This window comes from Natronomonas gomsonensis (genome assembly GCF_013391635.1).
Classification (GTDB): domain Archaea; phylum Halobacteriota; class Halobacteria; order Halobacteriales; family Haloarculaceae; genus Natronomonas; species Natronomonas gomsonensis_A.
In genome coordinates this window covers 1159503-1181265 of the sequence record NZ_JACAWU010000001.1, presented here as the reverse complement: position 1 = coordinate 1181265, position 21763 = coordinate 1159503, and the positions used below count along the sequence as shown (strand labels likewise).

Below are 21763 nucleotides of genomic sequence, written 5' to 3'. Positions count from 1 at the left end.
GACGGCTCAGAAATCCAACGTCTCGACCAGTCGGTCGATTTCGTCGGTGGTGTTGAAGGCGTGGACCGAGACGCGAATCGCCTCCTCGCCCGGCAGCGCCCGGACGACGATAGACCGGTCGGCGAGCCGTTCGACCGTCTCTCCGGCGTCGTCGACGGCGATGGGGACGAGTCCGGACTCGTAGGACCGCGGCCCGAGCAGGCGGTCCTCGGGGATGTTCGCTTTCAGGTGGTCGGTGAGCCGTTCGATGCGCGAGGACACAGTCGAGAGGCCGATGTCCTCGAAGACGCCGATGGCTTCCTGTAAGGCGACGTGAGCGGCGGGGTTCGTCGTCCCGATTTCGAACCGGCGTGCGCCCGCCTCGTACTCGAAGGGCGTGGCGCCCGAGTCGGTCACGCTCCGGTAGCCGATAGCGGTCGGCTCCAGTCGCTCGGCGAGGTCCGAGCGGACGTAGAGGAAGCCGGCGCCCCAGAGGCCGAGCAGCCACTTGTGGCCCGCCGCCGCCACGGCGTCGGCGCCCCACTCGCGGACGTCGACGGGCATCTGTCCGGGGGCCTGTACGGCGTCGACCAACACCAGCGCGTCGTGTCGGTGGGCGATGTCGGTCAACTCCGCGACCGGCAGTTTCGTACCCCGGGTCCAGGAGACGGCGCTGAGACACACCAGTTTCGCGTCCTCGACGGCCGCCTCGAACGCCGCCTGGTCGAGGCGTCCGCCCTCGCTCTCGACGACGCGGACCTCCACGCCGTCGCGTTCGAGTCGCTCCCACGGCAGGACGCCGGCGGGGTGTTCCAGATCCGTCCGGACGACCACGTCGCCGGAGTTCCAATCGAGGGCGCCGGCGAAGCGGTTGATGCCGTCGGTCGTGCTCTCGGTGAGCGCGATTTCGTCGGGGTGAGCGCCCAGAAACGAGGCGACCGTCTCGCGGACCTCGTCGTAAGTGCCGAAGGCGAGCGGGTAGGGGTCGCCGGACGCGTGGGCGTCGTACTCGTGGCGCTCGGTGTAGGATTCGGCGGTCTCGACGACGTAGCGCGGACTCGGCCCGCTGGCGCCGGTGTTGAAGTAGGCGGTCGATTCGAGTGCGGGGATGTCCGCACGGAGTTCCAGCGGGGTCAACCGGCCGTCCAGACGGGAACTCACGCGAGGACGCCTCCTCGGTGGACCCGACACTCGCGGTCGATTCGCTCGGTCGCTAAATCGGTCATGGTTTCGAATAGACCGCCTCGCGGCTAAAGTCTTGTGTGTATTGTGAAATACAAGCAATTTTAATTTCGGTCCACGTTCGCGTACCCGAGACGACGACCACAGAACAGCATCACCGACAACGGGCGTTCAGGAGTCCCGTTGGAGATTCTCGCGTCGCGTTTCGTACTCCTCCTCGGTGAGGTCGCCGCGTGCGTACGCGAGTCGGAGTTCCTCGAGCGCCGTGTCGTCGCCGTCCGACCCGGTCATCGCCCGGTAGAGGAAGTAGCCCCCGGCGACGATGGCCGCGAGGAACAGGAGTCGGAAGAGGAGTCCCGCGAGAACGACCCAGCCGGAGACCGTTCCGTCGCCCCACATTCCGTGGCCCCACGTTCCGCTCATCATCGAGCCGTACCCCATCATTCCGAACCCCATGAACAGGGCAGGGAGTACGACGAGTGCGCCGACCACGACGAGCAGTATCGCGAGGAGTCGACTGTCGTCGGTGTTGGTTGTCATAACGTGTAGATATACGTCCCCTGCATTCAACACAGTTGCTGCTCAGAAAGCATCGGATATCGTGGTGTTAGTCTTAGATAAGAAAGCAGAGTGCGGAAAAGCACCACGTATCAAAACCAATCTATCTCGGTTCGGTCACTGTCCGTGGAATCCGCGACCGCCGCCCGGGGAGTACGGTCGGTCCACACGTTTACTGTAACCCCCGTCGTAGTGGTGGGCATCGATGTATGGGGGTCACTTCCCAGAGTTGGGGACCGAGGCGGGGACCCAGCCGCCACCGCTGTCGTTTCGGGACGCGACGGGCCGCGACATCGAGGTCCGGGCCTACGGCGACGGCCCGGTCGACTCGGAGTACGACGCCCTCCTTGCGATGTACCACGACTTCGATTCGGCACACCGCTCGCTCGGGATTCCGCCGGTTCGCGAGACGCGACTGCAGGAGTGGCTGGACGTGATGGTGTCGGGTTACTGCGTGCTGGCGTGGCACGACGACCGCGCCGTCGGACAGGCAGTCCTCATCGAGGAAGAGCCCGGACGCTGTGAGTTGGCCATCTTCCTCCATCAGGACTACCACAGCGCGGGTATCGGCACTCGGCTACTGGAAGCCACGCTGAGTTACGGGCGGGAACACGGCGTCGAGTACGTCTGGCTCCTCGTCGAGCGGGAGAACCGCCGTGCGGTCAACCTCTACAACGACGTGGGGTTCTCGGTCGTCGAGACGACCAACTACGACATCACGATGGCACTGACGCTGGCCGATTTCGGTCGGTGACACCCGGGCCTGCGGCGGTGTGTTGAAACGTCCGGGCCGTCTACCGGCGAGCAATGCCGACTGCGACGCTCCGTTCGACTCGAATCCTGCTCGTCGGGGAGGCCGACTGGGTCGAGACGGTCGCCGACGCGTTGACCACCCACACCGACGCGGTCGTCGAGCGGGCCGCCACGGCCGCGGCGGCGCTCGAAACCGTTCGAAACGAATCGGTCGAGTGTCTCCTCAGCGAGTACGCCCTGCCGGAGTCGACCGGCGTGGAGTTGCTCCGCTCGGTGCGAGCCGAAACCGAGACGCTCCCGGTGATACTGGGCACGGCTTCGGGGAGCGAAGCCGTCGCCGCGGACGCCATCGCCGCCGGCGTCACCGACTACATCGCCCTCGACGGACAGCGCGTCGACGTCGACGACGTGCTCACCCGCATCGAACGCAGCGTCGACGCCGCCCGAGAAACGAGGACCCGACGAGACCGCGCGAGGCAGTTCGATGCCATCTTCGAAGACAGCCGGACGGCCACGTGGGTGCTCGACCCGGACGGCACGCTCACCCGGATGAACGAAACCGCCCGCGAGATGGTCGAAACAGGCGTCGAAGACGCCATCGGCGAGCCGTTCTGGGCGCTCCCGTGGGGGCCGGCGGCGGCGGAGACGCGGGCCGACGTGCGCCGAATCGTCGAGACGGCGATGGACGGCACCTTCGGCAACGCGGTCGTCACCGGCGCCGCGGACGAAACCGAGCGCGTCGTCGACCTCTCGGCCCGCCCAGTTCGCGACGACCGGGGGGGTATCGTCTCCATCGTCGTCGAAGCCGTCGACATCACCGAACGGGTCGACCTCGAGCGCGACCTCCGGCAATCCGAGGAACTCCATCGGGTGACGCTGAACAACATGACGGACACGGTGTTGATTACCGACGAGTCCGGCGAGTACACCTACGTCTGTCCGAACGTTCACTTCATCTTCGGCTACACGGTCGAGGAAATCCGCGAGTTGGGGACGATAGCGGAACTGCTCGGTCCGGACCTCTTCGACCGCGAGGAACTCGCCGAAGAGGGCGTGTTGAAGAACATCGAGTGTACCGCCACCGACAAGGCCGGACGGGAACACACCCTGTTGGTCAACGTCAGGGAGGTGTCGATTCAGGACGGGACGCTCCTCTACAGCTGTCGGGACATCACGAAACGGAAGCAACGCGAGGAAGCGCTGGCGACGCTCCAGGGGACGGCGAGGGATTTCCTGTACGCCGAAACCCACCGGGAGATCGCCCAGCACGTCGTCGACGACACCGCGAGCGTCCTCGACGTCGACGCGAGCGCCGTCTACCTGTTCGACGCCGACGACAACGACCTCGACCCGGTGGTCCACTCCGCCGAGATGGAGCGGCTGAACGGGCCGCTGCGAGCGGTCCACGCCAACGACGGCGGGTTGACGAGTTACAGTTTCGTCGAGGACGAACCGCTGTTTTTCGACGACGTCCACGAGTCCGACCGGCTCGAAAACCGTGCGACGGACCTCCGGAGCGCCGCGTTCATTCCGCTCGGCAATCACGGCGTGTTCGTCGCGGGGTCGGAAACCGTCGCCGCCTTCGACGACGTGACGCGCGAACTCGCCGATTTGCTCGCGGCGACGGCCGAGGCCGCACTCGACCGCGTGACCCGTGAGAGCCGCCTTCGCGAACAGGACCGCGAACTCCAACACAGGAACGACCAACTGACGGCGCTGAACCGAATCAACGAGACGATTCGCGAAATCGACCAGGCGCTCGTCGAGGCGGAGACGCGCGAGGAAATCGACCACACGGTGTGTGAACTGCTCACCGACGACGACCGGTTCGCATTCGCGTGGGTCGGCGCCGTCGACCCTCGAACCGACACGATAGAACCGCAGGCGTGGGCCGGCGACGAACAGGGGTATCTGGACAGTCGCACGTTCCACGTCGACGAGACGACCGACGAACCCGTTGGACGGGCAGCGGCCACGCGGGAGGTGACGTTGGTGTCGAACGTCGCCGCGCGACTCCGGGATGAGGCGTGGCGAAAGGACGCGCTGTCGCGGGATTACCTCTCGGTGTTGAGCATCCCGCTTTCGTACAACGAACTCACCTACGGCGTCCTGACGGTGTACGCGCGGACCCAGAACGCCTTCGAGGGCACCTTGCGGACGGTCATCGCGGAACTCGGCGAGACGATTGCGGCGGCGATAAGCGCAATCGAGCGGAAGAACGCGCTGCTCACCACCTCGATGACGCGAGTCGAGTTATCCATCGACGACCAGCGGTTCGTCCTCTCTCGACTCGCCGCGGAGGCCGACTGTACACTCACCTATCAGGGCGGCATCCAACAGACCGCCGAGGGGAGTTACGTCTTCGTCGCCGTCGAGGACACCCCTATCGACGTCGTCGAGATGGCCGCACGGGGGCTTCACTCCATCGAGACGGTCCACCGAATCAGCGCCGACAGCGCCGGCGGTTTCCTCCGACTCGGCCTGTCGAGTCCGTTCCTCGCAATCGAGTTGGCCGACCACGGCGCGGTGTTGCGGAGCGTCTCGGCGAACCCGACGACGACGACGCTCGTCGTCGACATCCCCGAGAGCATCGACGTGCGACACATCACGGGACTCGTCCGTGAGTCGTTCGACGACGTTCGACTGCAGTCGAAACAGACGTTCGACCGCTCGACGGAACGGGACCTGTACTCGCGGGTCTTCGACCGCCTGACCGACCGGCAACTCGAAGTGGTTCAGACGGCCTACTACAGCGGCTTCTTCGACACCCCCCGCGAGAGCACCGGCGAGGACGTCGCGGCGACGCTCGGCATCTCTTCGACGGCGTTCTACAACCACATACGGGCCGTCCAACGGACGCTGTTCGAATCGCTGTTCGACGACATCGGCGTTTCAGCGGCCCAATCGGCAGCAGAAGGTTGATTATCCAACCCCCAATACACCAGAAGGTTCGATAACCAACCGCCGAATATTCCCTTATACACCTATTACCCGAGTGTAGAGCGCGAGCGATTCGAGCGACACTGCTCCCGACACCATGCGAGACAAAATCCAAACCCAGAACGCCGAACGGCGGTACGAATGCTTCGAGTGCGGAACCGTCGTGGTCTCCGCGGAGAGCCCCGGTTCCTGTCCCGACTGTGGCGGTGACCTCCGGAACCGCGGGACACCCATCGAATGAGAATGGCTTCGAGTACGACCCCGAGTGACGACTCCGAAGAGACGACAACGGAGTCGTCCGAACCCGAAAGCGCACTGGAGACCGCTCGCCGGCAACTCGAGTACGCCGCCGAGTACGTCGATATCGACCCGAGCATCGTCGAACGACTCAGACACCCCAAGAAGGTCCACGAGGTTACGGTCCCCATCGAACGGGACGACGGCTCCGTGGAGGTGTTCACGGGGTATCGAGCCCAACACGACAGCGTCAGAGGCCCGTACAAGGGCGGTCTCAGGTACCACCCCGACGTGAACAGAGACGAGTCCGCGGGCCTCGCGATGTGGATGACCTGGAAGTGCGCCGTCATGGACCTCCCGTTCGGCGGTGCGAAGGGCGGCATCGCCGTCGACCCCAAGGGGTTGAGCGACAAGGAGAAAGAACGGCTCACCCGCCGGTTCGCCCAGGAGATGCGACCGGCCATCGGCCCGACACTCGACATCCCGGCCCCCGACATGGGGACGGACCCCCAGACGATGGCGTGGCTGATGGACGCCTACTCGATGCAGGAAGGCGAGACGATTCCCGGCGTGGTGACCGGCAAGCCGCCGATAGTCGGCGGCAGCGAGGGCCGAGACGAGGCGCCCGGCCGGAGCGTCGCCATCATCGCCCGAGAGGTAATCGACTACTACGACACGGACATCGAGGAGACCTCCGTCGCCGTCCAGGGGTACGGAAGCGTCGGCGCCAACGCCGCGCGACTCCTCGACGACTGGGGGGCGAACGTCGTCGCCGTCAGCGACGTTAACGGCGGCGTCTACGACAGGAACGGTCTGGACACGCGGTCGATTCCCTCCCACCACGAGGAACACGAGGGCGTGCTTCGACACGACGCCCCCGAGACGGTCACGAACGACGAACTGCTGGAGTTGGACGTCGACGTGTTGATTCCGGCGGCTATCGGCAACGTCCTCACCGAGTCCAACGCCGACGACATCCAGGCGGACATCATCGTCGAGGGCGCAAACGGCCCGACGACCATCGCAGCCGACGCGATTTTCGCCGAACGCGGCATTCCCGTCATCCCGGATATCGTCGCCAACGCCGGCGGCGTCACCGTGAGCTACTTCGAGTGGCTTCAGGACATCAACCGCCGGTCGTGGTCGCTCGAACGCGTCAACGAGGAACTCGAAACGGAGATGGTCGAAGCCTGGAACACCATCCGCGAGACGTTCGAATCCCGCGACGTGACCTGGCGCGAGGCGACATACATCGTCGCCCTCACGCGTATCGCGGCCGCCCACGAGGCGCGCGGCCTCTGGCCGTAGGGCCGGACCGCCATCCAGAGCCTTCATTTATCGACCGAGAGATTGTCCCGACGAGATGGTACTCGGCGGTTTCCTTCCGAACACGCCGGTCGTGAGCGTCGGTCTGATACTCTTCGGGACCGGCCTGCTGTGGGTCGGCACCGGCTGGCTCGAAGGCGCCGCCGAGCAACTGTCGGCGTACTACGGCCTGCCAGCGGTCGTCCAGGGCTCTATCGTCGTCGCAATCGGGTCGAGTTTCCCCGAGTTCACCACCGTCGTCTTCTCGGCGTTCGCCGGCGTCGTCGACATCGGCGTCGGCGGCATCGTCGGGTCGGCAATCTTCAACATCCTCGTCATCCCGGCGCTGGCCGGTCTCGCCGCCGACGAACCGCTCGAAGCGAGTCGCGCCATCGTCTACAAGGAAGCCCAGTTCTACATGATAGCCGTCTCGGCGCTCATCATCACGTTCGCACTCGCGGTCATCTACGCCCCGGTGCCAGACGGGCCGGCGCTCGCCGGAGAGATTACGCGACCGCTGGCGATGATTCCCCTCCTGTTGTACGGGCTGTACCTGTTCATTCAGTGGCAGGACGTCAGCGACCACGACGCCGAAGACCTCCGTGACGGCATTCCGGTCGGACGGGAGTGGGCGAAACTCCTCGCCGGACTCGCGGTCATCGTCGTCGGTGTCGAAGAACTCGTCGTCGGCGTCGAATCCATCGGGGCAACGTTCGGCGTCCCCGAGTTTATCGCGGGACTCACTATCGTCGCGGCCGCGACGAGCCTCCCGGACCTACTCGTGAGCGTCCGGTCGGCCCGAGCGGGGAAAGGACTGACCAGCCTCGGGAACGTCCTCGGGTCGAACACGTTCGATTTGCTGGTGGCGATTCCGGTCGGCGTCCTCATCGTCGGCGGCATCACCATCGACTTCGCGGTGGCCGTCCCGATGATGGGCGTGTTGACGCTCGCGACGGTGCTGCTGTTCGGGATGCTCCGGACGGAACTTTCGTTGACCGATTTCGAGTCCTACATCCTGTTGGTCGCCTACGCGCTGTTCATCGCGTGGGTCATCGCCGAGACAGTCGGCGCGACCGCGTTCCTCAAGAGCATCTGAGCGCCCCGCCGTCGGTGAAAGCCAGCGAGTCGATAGCCTCAACACCCGACACCACACACGTCTTATCATGGTCGACTGGGCCGCCTACACGCTCGTCTTCGTCGCCGGACTCATCACCGCCCTGGCGACTGGAATCGGCGCGCTCCCCTTCTTTTTCGTCCCCGACATCTCCGAGAAGTTCAACGTGGGGCTCTGGGGGGTCGCCTCGGGCATCATGATGGCCGCTTCGATATTCGGACTCATCCCCGAAGGACTGAACGCAGGGCCGTGGACGACAGTCGCGGTCGGACTCGTCGCCGGCGGCCTGCTCGTGTTGGTCGCAAACGACCTGCTGATGGACGCCGACATCGACTCCCGAACCTACGAGGAAGCCGACTTCAAGAAACTCGTCCTCATCTTGGGCGTCCTGACGGTCCACTCGTTTCCGGAGGGCATCGCCATCGGCGTCTCCTTCGCCGAACTCAATCTCGGGTCGGGTATCCCGCTTCTGGGCTTCACCGTCCCCACCCTCGCCATCGCGATGACCATCGCCATCTCGATTCACAACATCCCGGAGGGCGTCGCCATCTCGATTCCGCTGCGGACGATGGGCGTCGCCGAGTGGAAGATGGTGTGGTGGTCGATTTTCTCCTCGCTGCCCCAACCGCTCGGCGCGGTCATCGCCTTCGGGTTCGTCCAGTTGGCGGAACCGCTGTTGCCCGCCGGGTTCGGCTTCGCCGCCGGCGCGATGATTTATCTCGTGTTGAGCGAGTTCATCCCCGACGCGCTGGAGGCGGGACAAGAACTCGACGGGAAGGGCTACCGGGAACTGGTCGCCGGGTTCGCCGCCGGGGGCGGCGGCATGATTCTACTGCTCGTTGTGGTGTGACGGCGAATTATCGCCGACGAACCCACCAGTAGCCCCCCGCGATGACGACCGCGACGCCGAGGATTCCGACGATAGCGAGCGAGGAGGTGTCGACGGCATCATCCTCTTCGGCGACCTCGACGGGAACCCGGTAGGCGTCGGTAGCGGCGGCGTCGCCATCGGCCGGTTCGGAGGTGACGTTCATCCGTAGCGCATGAGAACTCGGAACGGTGTCCTCGTCGATCGACACCTCGAAGGCGACCTCGGCTGATTCGCCCGGTTCGAGCCGGGAGACGTACGCCTCCGGCGAGATGCTGCTGAACGGCGGCGTCGCCGCCACCCGTGCCGCCACGTCCGTCCGCGTCGTCTCCCCGACGTTCGTCAGTCGGACGACGAGTCGGTTGCTGGTGTCGGCGGCGAACGTCGCGTTCACCGCTTCGGCGGTGAAGAACTCGCGGTCGGCGCCGACCGACCGCTGGAGCCGAATCGGGTCGCTCGTCCTGGTGTCGCCGTCGGCGGTTTCGTAGTTGACGGTCGCCGTGAACGGCCGCAGGCCCTCGCTCGCGCCGGGACCGACGTCGACGGCGAACTCGAAGGGCGTCGACGACCCGGGGGCGAGGTCGCCGACGGCGACCGCCCGTTCGGACACTGTGACGCTCGGCGACGACGACTCGATGACGACCACGGCGTTCCGTGCCGTCCGCTCGCCCTCGTTTCTGAGTTGCCCCGATAGGGTTCCCTGCTCGCCGACGTACAACTCGGAATCGATGGCTTCGGTGCTGAAACGGAGGCCTGACCCGACCGTCACGGCCACCGGAAGCGAGTCGTCGCGTCGAATCTCGCCGTCGGCGTTCCGGTATCTCGCCGACGCCTCGAAGACGTACGGTTGGGCCCGAATCCCCTCCCTCACGTCGACGGCGTACGTCACCGTTCGCCGCTCGCCGGGGGCCACTCCACCGATTCGACGGCTGTTGGTGGGCGCTCCGCCGAGGTCGAACCCCTCGTTGGGAGAGCTGAGGGTCACGACCGTGTCCCGGGCCGGTTCTGTCCCGCGGTTCTCGACCGTCACCGAGACGCTGCCGCCGTCGTCGGCGCGAACGTCGGCGGTCGTCCCCACGACTCGGAACCGACTCTCCGAATCCGCTTCGATTCGAACTCGGACGTTGAGCGTCCGCGAGCGCGTTCGCTGCTGTGTCACGCCCGACAACTCGGCGATCTGTCGCGTGTAGGTGTACTCCACCTCGACGGGGACCCGGTAGGTGCCGGCCGTCGCGTTGTCGTCGACGGAGACGGAGAACGGTATCGTAGCGCTCGCGCCGTCGGGAATGCCCCCGACGACTCGCCGCGGCGAGTCGACCGAGAAGGGAAGATTCCCGTCGTCGAGGCGGATTTCGACCCCTCGGGCGGTCGTGACGCGTTCGTTGAACGCGGGGTTCGACAGCGACGCCACTTCGAGGTCGGCGCTGTTGGCGACTGTCAACTCCAGGGTACCGTCCTCACCGGCCGTGAGCGTGGTGTCCCCGACGCTCGCCTCGAGGTCCGGTTCGCCCCGGACGACTGCCGTCGCCGTCCCGGGGACGACGAGCAGCACCACCACGGCCACGACGACCACCTGCAGACGGTTCATCGGGCCACCTCGATAGGTTCGATGCGGGGTGTCGTCTGGCGATGCGGACCGAACAACCGTGGTGGGTGTGTCGTGTTCATCAGATGTCCCTCCGCTGGAAGACCAGCAGGCTCGCGACGAGCAGCAGCGCCGACGCTTCGAGGAGGATGACCGCGCCGACGAGGTCGTAGGTGCCGTGGACGAGGATGTCGTTCGTATCGAAGTACCGCGATGGGCTGACCACGCCCAGCCAGCCGAAATCCGTCTCCGTCACCAGCGCCTCTATCATGTACAGCGAGAAGATGACGCCCATGCTCGCACGCTGAGCCGACCCCTCTCGCTCCATCGCGGCCGACGCCAGCAGGCCGATGGCCGCACAGCACAGCAGATACGGAACCGACAGGGCGTGAACCGCGACTACGTCGAACAGTGGAATCGGGTCGTCGACGACCTGCGCGCCGACGTAGATGACCCCTCCGACGACGACGTTGACGACGACGATTGGGACGAGAAGCGAGAGGTACTTTTCGAGGACGACGCTCGACCGAGAGACGGGATTCGACAGCAGCATGTCCATCCGGTCACGTTCGACGTCGCCCGCAATCGTCGACCCGGCGCTGTAGGCCATGTACAGCCCCATCAACAGAATCCACCCGAGCGTGTAGAACTCCCCAGCGAGGATGCCCGCGAGGCTGTCGAAGGACTCCAGTCCGAACGCCGAGGAGAACGCCGGCGGGAGGTCTTCGAGCATCGCCTCGTAGTCCACCTCGCCGATGATTTCGGGCGTGATGGCGATGAACAGCGCCGCGAACGCCGCGAGACCGACCGCGATGATGACCGACCCCGAAAGCCGACGTTCGGCCTCGTATCGTGCGATTTCGAGCATCACGGGACTCCACGGTCCACGACATCTTCGGAGGACTCCTCGCCGTCGGTGCCGTCGTCCGGGTCGGGCCCGGCCGACCCGTCGTAGAACCGCCGAAACACCTCGTCCAGCGGCGCGTCCTCGATGGTGAAATCGAGCACGTCGAAGTCGGCCAGGTGTGCGATGAGCGCGTTGTAGCGCCCGGTGAAGGTAAACGAGAACGCGGTCGCCTCGGCCGAGTCGGCGACATCACGTCGGGGCGGGTCCTCACCGGACCCGACGGTGAGGTTGGCGACGCCATCGATGTCGAAAGCCGACGGGGGAACCGCCTCGGCGACCCGAAGATGGACCGACTTCCCGCCGCGACTCCGTAGCGTCTCGATGTCTTCGAGTTCGACGAGTCGGCCGTTCCGGATGATGCCCACGCGGTCGCAGATTTTCTGGACTTCGCTGAGGATGTGCGAAGACATGAAAAACGTGACTCCGTTTTCCCGTTCGGTGCGGACGAACTCGTCGAACCGCTCCTGTTTGATTGGGTCGAGTCCGCTCGTCGGTTCGTCCATGAACACGAGTTCGGGGTCGTGCATGAACGCGAGGACGATGGCGAGCATCTGTTTGTTGCCCCGGGAGTACTCGCCGACGGGACGCTCAAGCGGCGGACTGAACAACGTCAGTAGCTCCTCGCTTCGCTCGTCGCCGCGCAACGACCCGTAATACTCGAGTAATCGCTGTCCCGTCGCCGTCTCGTCGAGTCCCGGGTCGCTCGGCAGGTAGCCGATGTTCCGTCGAGCCTCGACCATCGCCCGCTCGTCGGTGATGTCGCTGCCGAGAACCGTCGCCGACCCCGCAGTCGGGGATTGAAACCCCAGCAAGGTTCGAATCGCCGTCGTCTTGCCCGCACCATTGGGGCCGAGGAATCCGAACACCTCGCCCCGCTCGACGGAGAGGCTGAGGTCCTCGATACCCCGAGTGTCGCCGTAGTACTTGCTCAACCCCGCGGCGTCGATAACAGGCATTGATTTCCCCGATCCACGTTTCGTTTAAAAATTCATAAACCTACCCTCGGTCGGACGACGTTGCAACGACACTCGGCCCGGGTGTAGTAATAAACGACGCGGCGATGCGAGGCCCGGTGGTTATTGTGTCGGCCGTACACGTAGTACGTATGAGTGAAGATGCCAAACAGGGTTCGTCCGTGCCCGTCGAACCCGACGGCCCCTCCGAGAGTGGTCCCGGCGACCCCGCTCAGCGACCCCTCCCGCCGTATCCGCCGAACCTCACCCATCCGTCGCTCCATTTCCTCCATCAGATGCGGGACGTCATCGACTTCGGGGAGAAGGCGCTCGCGACTCGCGACGTGGTCCGCAGTCGACTGCCCGGCGAGGGTGACGTGTTCTCGCTGGCGCATCCCGACCACACCAAGCGCGTCCTGCTGACCGAACGCGAGAAGTTCCGCAAGAGCGACGATTTCAACATCGCCTTCGGCGAGGGGCTGTTGACCGTCGAGGGCGATGAGTGGCGCCAACAGCGCGACGTGCTCCAGCCGCTTTTCACCCGCGACAGCGTGATGGACTACGCCGACGGCATGGTCGAGCAGATTCAACGCCGGAGCGACCGCTGGTCCGACGGCGACCGCTTCGACTTGCAGGCGCAGTTCACCGACATGACGCTGGACGTGCTGTTCGCGACGGTACTCGGTCGGGAACTCGAACTCGACGGTGACGCTCGCATCCGGGAGGCCGCCGAGGCGCTCCACGACTGGTTCGTTCCCACGTCGTATCTGCTCCCGAAGTGGGTGCCGACGCCCGCACGTCGGCGGTTCCGGGAGGGCAAGGCGACGCTTCAGGAGGAGGCCCAACGACTGCTCGATGAGAAATCCGGCGAGGCGCCGACGAACCCCTCGGCGGCCGACGACCTGCTGTCGCTTCTGGTCGGACTGCGGGAGACCGGCGTCGCGGAGTCGGGGATGTTGACCGACGAGCGCCTCCGCGACCAGATGGTGACTATCATCTTCGCCGGCCACGACACGACGACGACCTCCCTGACCTTCGCTTTCTGGGCGCTGGCGAACAACCCCGACGTGCGCGAGCGGTTTCACGCTGAGGTCGACGAGCTCGACGGTCCGCCGACGATGGACGACGTAGACGACTTGGAAGTGACCGAGCAGGTGCTGACCGAGACGCTGCGGCTGTTCCCGCCGGTGTACTCGCTGCCGCGGGAGAGCAAAGAGGAGACGGTGTTCGACGGCTACCGAATCCCCGCCGAGAGTCGGATTATCCTGCCGATTCGACACATCCAGCGTGACCCTCGGTTCTTCGAGGACCCCGAAACGTTCCGACCCTCGCGGTGGGACGGCGAGTTGCGTCGCGAACTCCACGACTTCGCCTACGCCCCCTTCGGCGGCGGCCCCCGCATCTGTATCGGCCGGGAGTTCGCGCTGTTGGAGGCGAAACTGGCGCTTGCGACCATCGGCCGAAACTACGAACTGTACTGGCTCGGAGAGAACCAGCCGGACGGCGAACCGCCGGTCTCCCCCGAGATGACGATGCGGATGGAACCCGGACAGGAGTTCCTCGTCTCCGAACGCTCCTGAATCGTCGCGTTCGGTTCCACTCCCGTGGATGCCCGCCGATCCCACTCGGTAGGAACCACGGTCTACGTTTATATCGATTCGAGCCCGTGTGTGAGACACAAGCATGACAGAGCTTCAGCTCACGAGTCCGGTGTTCGCCGACGGCGATGCGATACCACGGCAGTACGGCTACACGGAGACGAACGTGAACCCACCGCTCGAAATAACCGGCGTCCCCGACGACGCCGAGGCATTGGCGCTGGTGGTGGACGACCCCGACGCCGTCGAACCGGCCGGAAAGGTGTGGGACCACTGGGTAGTGTACGACATCGACCCCGCGACGACGACCATCCCCGAAGACTGGGACGGGGCCAACGCCCTCGACGGGACGAACGACTACGGCGAGACGGGCTACGGCGGCCCGAACCCGCCGGACCGCGAACACACCTACCGGTTCCGGCTGTACGCCCTCGATGCGCCGGTGGACCTCGATGCCGGCGCGTCGAAGGCCGAACTCGAAACCGCGATGGACGGCCACATCCTCGAAAGCGCCACGCTCGAAGGCACCTACGCGCCGTAGGCTCCCAGCCGTCCGTTCTGATTCCATGGGAGCCACGGCGAGACACTTCTCGACGATGAATAGGCGGCCGGTAGCGGAAGCGGTTCGAGCAGCTAATATATAAATAACCGTCTATAGCTCGCGTTATCCTGATTATTATATTAGATGACGGGACGCTATGCGACGTGAATCCCTCCAAGCCCTCTCGGTCGTCGTCGCGGTCGCGGTGTTTGTCGGCACCGGCATCGCGCCGGTGGCGGCGGTCGGCGACGGCGTCGACCTCGGTGCTGGAACGGACGGACTCAACGCGAGCGTCGGCGGGGGCGACGGGGCCTCCGTCGAAGTTGGCAGCAACGACGGCGTCGACATCGGTGCCGGTGGCGAAGACGGCGTCGATGTCGGCACCGACGGTGTCGAGGTTGGAGACTCGAACGTCACGACAGACGGCTTCGGGGAGGTCAAACCGAGCGACGACGGCGTTGGAACCTCACAGGTCGACTTCGGGTCGGGTGACACACCCGAGTTGACCGACGTGGAGTTCGACTCCACGGAGGACATCCCGAAGAACGCACAGGTGCTTCGGCTCTTGCTCCGGAGCATTCCCGGAATCAACCAGACCGGACCGGAGGATTTCCCCATCGGCGACGAACGGGCGGCGCTCAACGTCTGTGACCCACTCGACGTCGAGCCCGGCGACCTTCCGCTGGAACTCCTTCCGAGCCTCCAAGACGCCCCGGAACCGCTGCAAGTGCCGGGCGTCCCATCGACCATCCTCTCGAACGAGGCCCTCGCCGGCATCCTGCTGGGGCTGATTCCGGCGCCGTGTGAGGTGTTCAATCCGAACGACCCACAGATAGACCCGACGGACCTGCCCGACGAACCCCGTGGGCAGTTCGACATCCAGCGGGCGGGACAGTACCAAGACGGCGGCGTCATCCTCGTCGACGGGTCGGGAACGCTCAACGAATCCGCCGACGGCCCCCGTACCGACGTGAAAGTCGGGGCCCTCGCGACCTCCGAGTTCGGCGACTTCGATACGGAACTGACGTTCAACGACGGCAAGAACGACTACGGCGTCGAGCGGCTCCGAGCGCGGTACAACGACGACGGCGTCAAACTCCGATTGGTGCTCTCGTTGGTCGACAAGCAGGCGGGGGTCGATCTCTCCTGTGACAGTTCCCCCGACGAGGCCGTCTTAGAGGAGGCCTTCGCAAAGGACCTCGACCAACTGCAGGAGAACCCACTAGCACCGTGTGAAATCGAATTTATCGGCCTTCCACAGACGCTGCTCGACCCCGGTCTCGTCTTCCAGATTCTGGCCGGACTGAGCGAGACGGCGACGAACCCGACCGGCTGAGCCATCTCCGCGAGGCCATCGAAATCGGGATACAGCGTCTGGAATCGGACGTACGTATAAAAACCACCGGATAAAAACCACTCAAAACCCCACATGAAGTCCCCTCCACTACCTTCCGTGAGACTCGTCGGTGACGAACGCGGTGCCTCGGAAGTCGTCGGCGCGATACTGGTGTTCGGCCTGTTGGTCATGTTGCTCTCTATCATCCAACTGCAGGCGGTGCCGAACGCCAACGCCGGCGTGGAATACGAACACAGTCAGGCGGCCCAAGGCGACCTCGACCGACTCGACGAGTCGATAGACCGAACCGTCGAAACCGGCAACAGCGAGGGCGTCGGGGTACAGCTCGGCACGCAGTATCCGACCCGGCTGGTGACGTTCAACCCACCACCACCGCAGGGTTCCTTGCGGACCGAAAACCGACGAGCTCTCCGAATCGACAACGCCAGCGCCTCCGGACCCGCTAGCGTGCTCCTCGACGGCCGAGAACTGCAGTATCACTCCCACTCGCTCGTCTACGAGGCCGACTACAACGAGTATGACAACGCCGCTCGACGCGTCAGCGAGGTCGGCATCGGATACAACGAGTTCCGCGACGGCACCGTCGTCCGGACCCAGCCGTTCATCGACGGCGCGACCATCGAGTTGGTGACGTTCAACCGCTCCTTCGAGGCGCAGTCGAGCGGGTCGAAGCTCATCGAACCGACTGACGTGAGCGGACCGGCGACGACGGTTCCCGTCGAGAACGCCGCAGCCAACGAGTCGATTCGCATCGAAGTGCCGACGGCGCTGGACAACGAGACGTGGAGCGAAGCCCTCGACGACGAACGCGTCGAGAACGGCGGTCACGTCGAATCCTTCGGCGTCAACGAGACAACCGACCGCCTCGTCGTCCACCTCGAACCCGGTGTCACCTACGACCTCCGGATGGCCGACGTTGGCTTCGGCGAGGCCGACTCCGAGGAACCGCTGTACATGGTTCCATCGCCGGAGTCGGAGGGGCCGGCCAGCGTCGATGTCGGCCGAGAGGGGTCGGTCAGTGTCGAGGTGCGCGACAAGTACAACAACCCCGTCGGTGGCGTCGACCTCACCGCGGAGTTGGCGCCCGGGAACGGAACGATAGCCAACGGAACCGCCAGCGGGACGGTAGTGAACGTCTCGACGAACGCCTCCGGCATCGCGACGGTGCGCTACGACGCGCCCAACGGCTTCGACGCCGAAGTCGTTCGGTTCTCGCCGGCCGACGACGACTCGACGCTTCAGCCACGAGACGCCCTCGTGTTGACCGGGTTCGCCGGCGACCAATCCGTCGTGATGCGAGGTGCCGGCGGGGGAGCCGACACCAATCAGTTGACCCTCCGCGTCCAGAACCTCGGCGAGAAGCGGGAGGTGTTGGGCGTCGAACTCAACTCCGCAAAGGAGGTCACAGCGACGGAGGTCGCCGCCCGGTCGGGGCTGTCCGGAACGCTCGCCGGTATCGGCGACGACCTCTTCGACCTCGGCGAACTCGTCGTCGGGTCGGACCTCCCGGAGGTGAACCAGGTCGGAGCGAGCAACATCTCGTATGCTCCGGGCGAAATAACCGGACTCGCGGTCAACAACGGCTCCAGTACCGATTCGACGACCCTCACTGCACCACAGGGTGCCGGCCCGGACTTCGTTGCCGCCGACGGACTCCCCACTCTCGGCGTGGGCGAGGTTGCGGACCTTCGGTTCACGTTCAACGAGAACTACGAGGTCGGCGGTTCGAAACTGTTCGTCGCCGAAATCACCGTCTACTACACCGGCGGACAATCGGAGACCTACCAGGTGCAGTTCGCCGGCGACGGCTCCTGACCGCTGTATCTTGGTCGGCCGTTATTTATAACACCGAGTCGACAGAAACGGGCGTCCGATGGACGAAGCACTCGAAGTCGTCGAGGTACTGGCGGATTCGGGTCTCGAAGAAGCCCTCGTGTGGATACTGCGCATCCTGGGCGTGGTGGCGATACTGGCCGGCCTCGGGTTGTGGCTGCTCACCGACGCTGGGCTGCTCGTGTTGCCGGCGGCGTTGATACTGCTCGGCGTCCTGTTGCTCGCGATTCCGCAGGTGCTGCTCGCGCTCACCGAACTCGCCTGACGGCGGCCGCTCCAGGGATGAGCGGTACATCGGATTCCGGAAATATATAGCGCTCAATTGTGCGACCGAGGGCCCCGTACCCCAATTATAACGGGCTATACCCGCCACTGGAGAGGCTGCTCGTATGGACGGCACCGACGAGGCGGGAGTCGGAACCGACGGTCGACTGCGGCGAGCGATGACGGCCGTCAGGCGGGAGCGACGGCGAACGGCCGACGAACTCGAAGCGTTCCGGGCGTTCGAAGACCGGGTTCGAGCTATCGACGCCGAGACGACGACCGCGAGGGGCGGGTCGACGGTGAGCGTCGCCGCCGTGCGGTCCCAGCCGACGAGTGGGCTCCGGCGCGTCCGGCAGGCCTACGAGACGACGGTGATGAGCGTTCCCCACTACGTCGAGGAGTACGACGACACCTACGTCGAGAGCCTTCAGGGGGAGTTCAGCCCCGATATCGCCTCAGCGCTGACCGACGGGACGAACTTCAACGAGCGCTGCAGGCAAGCGACGCTGTCGGCGGCTTCCGAGGCACAGTCCTCACGAGAGTTGCTCGTCGGCGCCCTCGATTCCGAACGCGAGTCCCTCCAGGAGGTGACCGAGGAGTTACGGCCGGTCATAGAGGAGGTGGCCGACCTCGCGGCACGGTCCTACGCGGAGGAATCATTCGGCTCCCTCGACGCGTACCGTGCCCGCCTCCACGTCCTCGAGGAGCACTGCGACGACGTCGCCGCCGGCCGACAGGCGAGCCTGTTCGAACAACGCCGTGCGAGGTGGCTGCCGTCGAGCGCACCGGATATCGCTTGCTACGTGTACCAGGCGGAGGCCTTCGACTACCCGGTCATGTCGACGGTCGCCGAGTTGACCGAGCGCATCCGGACCGTCCGGGCGACTGTCGAGCGAGCGATGGCTCGCTGTCGACCCTGAGTACTCTCTATATCAGTACAATCCACAGCGCCGCGGTCGCGTCCTGCCGGCGTTACAGTTACGTCCCCCGCGTGTCAACGACCCACATGGCCACCACCTACTCCTGTGACTGCGGTGCGACGCTCGGTGCCGTCGACGATTTGATTCGGGAGTCGACGCTGACCGGCCGGTCGTGGTACTGTCGGTACTGCCGGACGCCGGTTCCGGGGTCGGTCGGCGAGCGACTGGGGCACGTCCGCGACGGGTCGCCGACGGACCGACGCTGAGTTGGTCACCGTCGGCGCCACGCGAGTGTGCCGACGCCGACGAGCGACAACGTACCGCCGAGCAACGACGGAACGAGCGAGGAGACGTGGCCGTTACAGCCATCCGACCACACCACCTGCAGGTCGCTCCAGTCGATGTCGACGGTGTAGCCGGGCGGGTAGATACCGACCGCGTCGTACACCGCGCCGTAGAAGCCGCCGAACTCACAGGCTGCGAGCGTACTCGTGCCGGTCCAGAACGGAAGCGGAACCAATACGAGACCGACGAGTACACAGAGCCAGGCGAGATACCGAACTCGGCGGGAGCGAAGGGTCTCGCTCATGATAGCGGCTGTCCAGCGCCAGTCCCAAAAATGTCGGCTATCTCACACGGCGGTTACGACGAGCAGCTGAATCCAACCAGCGACGAACCCCAGCGCCGCGCCGACGCCGATGAGGAGCCACTCGTCTTCCTTGAACGCCGCCCGGAGCATCCGGGCGAACTCCTCCGGCGGGAGATTCTTCATCCGACCGGCCATCAGCCGCTGGATGGCCTCGCTCCGTTCGGCGTTGAACTCGGGGTCGGACATCGGTTCGATGGCGTACTCGACGCCGCGGTCGGCGATGTCCTCGCGAATGGCGTCGTACTGTCGGTTACCGGTCGTAAACCGCAACAGCGGCGCGGCCAGTCCCATCGATCCGTCGACGGCATCCCGGAGTTCCTCCGCTATCATCTTGCGTGTCCGGTCGGCGTTCGGGCCATTGAGGAGGTTTCGGGCGACGTTTTCGAGATTGATGACTTCCTCGGCGACAATGGAGGCGTACGTCTCGGAAGCCTCGGCCTGTCGACGGATGAACAGCCCCTGAATCGTGAACGGGCCGACCTCGTGGGGTTTCATCGGCTGGAAAATCATCTTCAGCGCGAGCCAGTTGGTGAAGTAGCCGACGAAGATGCCGGCGACGGGCAACACCCACCAGCGGTCGATGAAGACGAACAGCGGAATCGAGAAACATCCCAGAATCGTCCCGAAGATGAACCCCGACTTGACGAGGAAGTCGAACTCCCGTTCGCCGGTTTCGAGGAAGATGCGGTTGACGAGTTCGGGGTTCTCGCCGAGGTGGTTCATCACCATCAACTTGATGTCGAGCAGTTCGTCGATGTTCTCGCCGATTCGCTCGGTGATGCGATAGGTTACCTCCGGGAGTTGCTGGGAGACGCGTGCGTGAACCAGCCGACGGGTCGCCTCGGGGGAATCCCGCCACAGTTGCGGCTGGTTTTCACGGATGATTTCCTCGACCATCCGGTGGATGTCCTCGCCGCCCTCCGCGAGCATGTGTTCGGCGATTCGCTCGGCGTCGAACTCCTGATAGAACTCCCGCTGGCTCGCGATTTTGCTGATTCCGGTGTCGACGGAGATACTTCCCATCTTGCGTGCGCGTGAAGGAATGATTCCCTGCCAGCCGATTCGCCCCTGCATCATGCCGGGAATCTGTCTGACGCGCTGGGGAAGCGCCGTCGTCAACACTTCCAAGCCGGGCACGTCGATACCCCGGAATTCGACCGGTTTGAACAGCATCCGGATGGCCACCCAGTTCGTGATGTAGCCGATGATACCCGTAATCGGCGGGATGAGGAGCAATCGGAGGTCGGCGGCCGCGAGCAGTCGGCGGATGTCGACGCCGAACTGAAGTAGTGACTCGGCGAGAACGAACGGGCCGAGTGCGACGCCGAGTGACGGAAACATCGGGTAGACATCACGTCGGGGGCCGGCCTCTTGACCCCAACGCATGCCGCATGTCAGTACTGCCCAGTTAGCTGGACGGTTTATATCGGATACTCACGAATGCGTCGATAGATGGGTCCGCTCGCGTGGATTATCGCAACGACTGTCGGCATCAGCCTCACGGCGTGGGTCGGCATCTTGACGCTGTATCTCCGTGATGAGTTACTCGACGAGCTCCTGTTGGGGATGGTAGCGCTGGCCGCCGGCAGTCTCATCGGCGGTGCGTTCCTTCATCTCCTCCCAAACGCAATCGCGGAGGCGGGGGCGGAAGACACCCTGCCGCTGTTTCTGTATCTCATCGCCGGGTTCTGTCTGTTCTACGTGTTCGAACAGTTCCTCCAGTGGCACCACCACCACGGGACGACACACGAACACGAGCCGGTCTCGTATCTCGTCTTGGCCTCCGATACGCTCCACAACTTCATCGACGGACTCGTTATCGCGGGGGCGTTCCTGCTCTCGACGCCGCTTGGAGTGACCACGTCGCTGGCCATCGCACTTCACGAAATCCCGCAAGAGATCGGCGACTTCGGTGTCCTCGTCTACAGTGGCTTCGAACAGCGGCGGGCGCTCGTCCTCAATTACCTCACGCAGACGACCGTCATCGTGGGCGGCGTCGTCGGGTTCTACCTCAACGACGTCATCACCGGATTGCCGGCCTTCCTCCTTCCGTTCGCGGCGGGAAACTTCATCTACATCGCCAGTTCCGATTTGATTCCCGAAATCAAACACGAAGACGACGTGGTTCGGTCGATACTGTACTTCCTCGTGTTTCTCGTCGGCATCGCACTCATGCTCGGGGTCCGACTGTTTCGCGGCGTGGTGGGGTGAACGGAGCCG

The 21763-nt window shown here is 64.7% G+C and carries 21 protein-coding genes; 14 read left to right on the top strand and 7 right to left on the bottom strand.

The window, feature by feature from the left end:
* Nucleotides 1–6: 6 nt before the first annotated feature.
* Entirely contained in the window at nucleotides 7–1140 is a 1134-nt protein-coding gene (locus HWX69_RS06185; protein WP_348642984.1) for an aminotransferase class V-fold PLP-dependent enzyme, read from the bottom strand.
* Between the two features lie 192 nt (nucleotides 1141–1332).
* Nucleotides 1333–1701, bottom strand: a complete 369-nt coding sequence (locus tag HWX69_RS06180) for an SHOCT domain-containing protein (protein ID WP_178916210.1) — start codon at nucleotides 1699–1701, stop codon at nucleotides 1333–1335.
* A gap of 223 nt (nucleotides 1702–1924) precedes the next feature.
* Here HWX69_RS06180 and HWX69_RS06175 point away from each other — a divergent pair, with 223 nt between their 5' ends.
* From HWX69_RS06175 to HWX69_RS06150, 6 genes are all read left to right on the top strand, one after another.
* Nucleotides 1925–2473 carry a GNAT family N-acetyltransferase gene (locus HWX69_RS06175; RefSeq protein ID WP_178916209.1) on the top strand — a complete coding sequence of 183 codons (549 nt, stop codon included), beginning with the start codon at nucleotides 1925–1927 and terminating at the stop codon, nucleotides 2471–2473.
* 53 nt (nucleotides 2474–2526) lie between these two features.
* Nucleotides 2527–5394: a bacterio-opsin activator domain-containing protein gene (locus HWX69_RS06170; RefSeq protein WP_178916208.1), complete on the top strand. Its 2868-nt coding sequence runs from the start codon at nucleotides 2527–2529 to the stop codon at nucleotides 5392–5394.
* A 115-nt stretch (nucleotides 5395–5509) separates the two neighbouring features.
* A complete protein-coding gene (locus HWX69_RS06165; RefSeq protein ID WP_178916207.1) occupies nucleotides 5510–5653 on the top strand; it encodes a rubrerythrin-like domain-containing protein in 144 nt (47 codons plus the stop codon).
* On the top strand, nucleotides 5650–6957 hold the full coding sequence (gene gdhB / locus HWX69_RS06160; protein WP_394353427.1) for a glutamate dehydrogenase GdhB: 1308 nt from the start codon (nucleotides 5650–5652) through the stop codon (nucleotides 6955–6957). Before HWX69_RS06165 ends, gdhB begins: the two co-directional genes overlap by 4 nt.
* 55 nt (nucleotides 6958–7012) lie before the next feature.
* On the top strand, nucleotides 7013–8050 hold the full coding sequence (locus HWX69_RS06155; protein WP_178916205.1) for a sodium:calcium antiporter: 1038 nt from the start codon (nucleotides 7013–7015) through the stop codon (nucleotides 8048–8050).
* Between the two features lie 67 nt (nucleotides 8051–8117).
* Nucleotides 8118–8918 carry a ZIP family metal transporter gene (locus HWX69_RS06150; RefSeq protein ID WP_178916204.1) on the top strand — a complete coding sequence of 267 codons (801 nt, stop codon included), beginning with the start codon at nucleotides 8118–8120 and terminating at the stop codon, nucleotides 8916–8918.
* A 7-nt stretch (nucleotides 8919–8925) separates the two neighbouring features.
* Here HWX69_RS06150 and HWX69_RS06145 read toward each other — a convergent pair whose 3' ends face one another.
* The 3 genes from HWX69_RS06145 to HWX69_RS06135 form a co-directional block, all read right to left on the bottom strand.
* Nucleotides 8926–10524 (bottom strand): COG1361 S-layer family protein, encoded by a 1599-nt coding sequence (locus HWX69_RS06145; protein WP_178916203.1) that lies wholly within the window; start codon nucleotides 10522–10524, stop codon nucleotides 8926–8928.
* Between the two features lie 79 nt (nucleotides 10525–10603).
* Entirely contained in the window at nucleotides 10604–11389 is a 786-nt protein-coding gene (locus HWX69_RS06140) for an ABC transporter permease subunit (RefSeq protein ID WP_178916202.1), read from the bottom strand.
* Nucleotides 11389–12384, bottom strand: a complete 996-nt coding sequence (locus HWX69_RS06135) for an ABC transporter ATP-binding protein (protein ID WP_178916201.1) — start codon at nucleotides 12382–12384, stop codon at nucleotides 11389–11391. The genes HWX69_RS06140 and HWX69_RS06135 overlap by 1 nt, the downstream gene beginning before the upstream one ends.
* Nucleotides 12385–12533: 149 nt before the next feature.
* On the opposite strand from HWX69_RS06135, the gene HWX69_RS06130 reads away from it, so the two are divergent.
* The 7 genes from HWX69_RS06130 (at nucleotide 12534) to HWX69_RS06100 (ending at nucleotide 19160) form a co-directional block, all read left to right on the top strand.
* On the top strand, nucleotides 12534–13961 hold the full coding sequence (locus HWX69_RS06130) for a cytochrome P450 (protein ID WP_178916200.1): 1428 nt from the start codon (nucleotides 12534–12536) through the stop codon (nucleotides 13959–13961).
* Nucleotides 13962–14064: 103 nt separating this feature from the next.
* Nucleotides 14065–14520: a YbhB/YbcL family Raf kinase inhibitor-like protein gene (locus HWX69_RS06125; protein WP_178916199.1), complete on the top strand. Its 456-nt coding sequence runs from the start codon at nucleotides 14065–14067 to the stop codon at nucleotides 14518–14520.
* 157 nt (nucleotides 14521–14677) lie between these two features.
* Nucleotides 14678–15856, top strand: a complete 1179-nt coding sequence (locus HWX69_RS06120) for a hypothetical protein (RefSeq protein ID WP_178916198.1) — start codon at nucleotides 14678–14680, stop codon at nucleotides 15854–15856.
* Between the two features lie 117 nt (nucleotides 15857–15973).
* Nucleotides 15974–17692: a hypothetical protein gene (locus HWX69_RS06115; protein ID WP_178916197.1), complete on the top strand. Its 1719-nt coding sequence runs from the start codon at nucleotides 15974–15976 to the stop codon at nucleotides 17690–17692.
* Between the two features lie 58 nt (nucleotides 17693–17750).
* Nucleotides 17751–17975, top strand: a complete 225-nt coding sequence (locus HWX69_RS06110) for a hypothetical protein (protein WP_178916196.1) — start codon at nucleotides 17751–17753, stop codon at nucleotides 17973–17975.
* Between the two features lie 124 nt (nucleotides 17976–18099).
* Nucleotides 18100–18894: a DUF7260 family protein gene (locus HWX69_RS06105; RefSeq protein WP_178916195.1), complete on the top strand. Its 795-nt coding sequence runs from the start codon at nucleotides 18100–18102 to the stop codon at nucleotides 18892–18894.
* An 86-nt stretch (nucleotides 18895–18980) separates the two neighbouring features.
* Nucleotides 18981–19160: a hypothetical protein gene (locus HWX69_RS06100; protein ID WP_178916194.1), complete on the top strand. Its 180-nt coding sequence runs from the start codon at nucleotides 18981–18983 to the stop codon at nucleotides 19158–19160.
* Between the two features lie 5 nt (nucleotides 19161–19165).
* On the opposite strand, the gene HWX69_RS06095 is transcribed toward HWX69_RS06100, so the two are convergent.
* Nucleotides 19166–19483: a hypothetical protein gene (locus HWX69_RS06095; protein WP_178916193.1), complete on the bottom strand. Its 318-nt coding sequence runs from the start codon at nucleotides 19481–19483 to the stop codon at nucleotides 19166–19168.
* Between the two features lie 42 nt (nucleotides 19484–19525).
* Complete coding sequence (locus HWX69_RS06090) at nucleotides 19526–20884, bottom strand: DUF445 domain-containing protein (protein WP_246286416.1); 1359 nt, start codon at nucleotides 20882–20884, stop codon at nucleotides 19526–19528.
* A 111-nt stretch (nucleotides 20885–20995) separates the two neighbouring features.
* On the opposite strand from HWX69_RS06090, the gene HWX69_RS06085 reads away from it, so the two are divergent.
* Entirely contained in the window at nucleotides 20996–21754 is a 759-nt protein-coding gene (locus tag HWX69_RS06085; RefSeq protein WP_178916192.1) for a ZIP family metal transporter, read from the top strand.
* Nucleotides 21755–21763 lie beyond the last annotated feature (9 nt).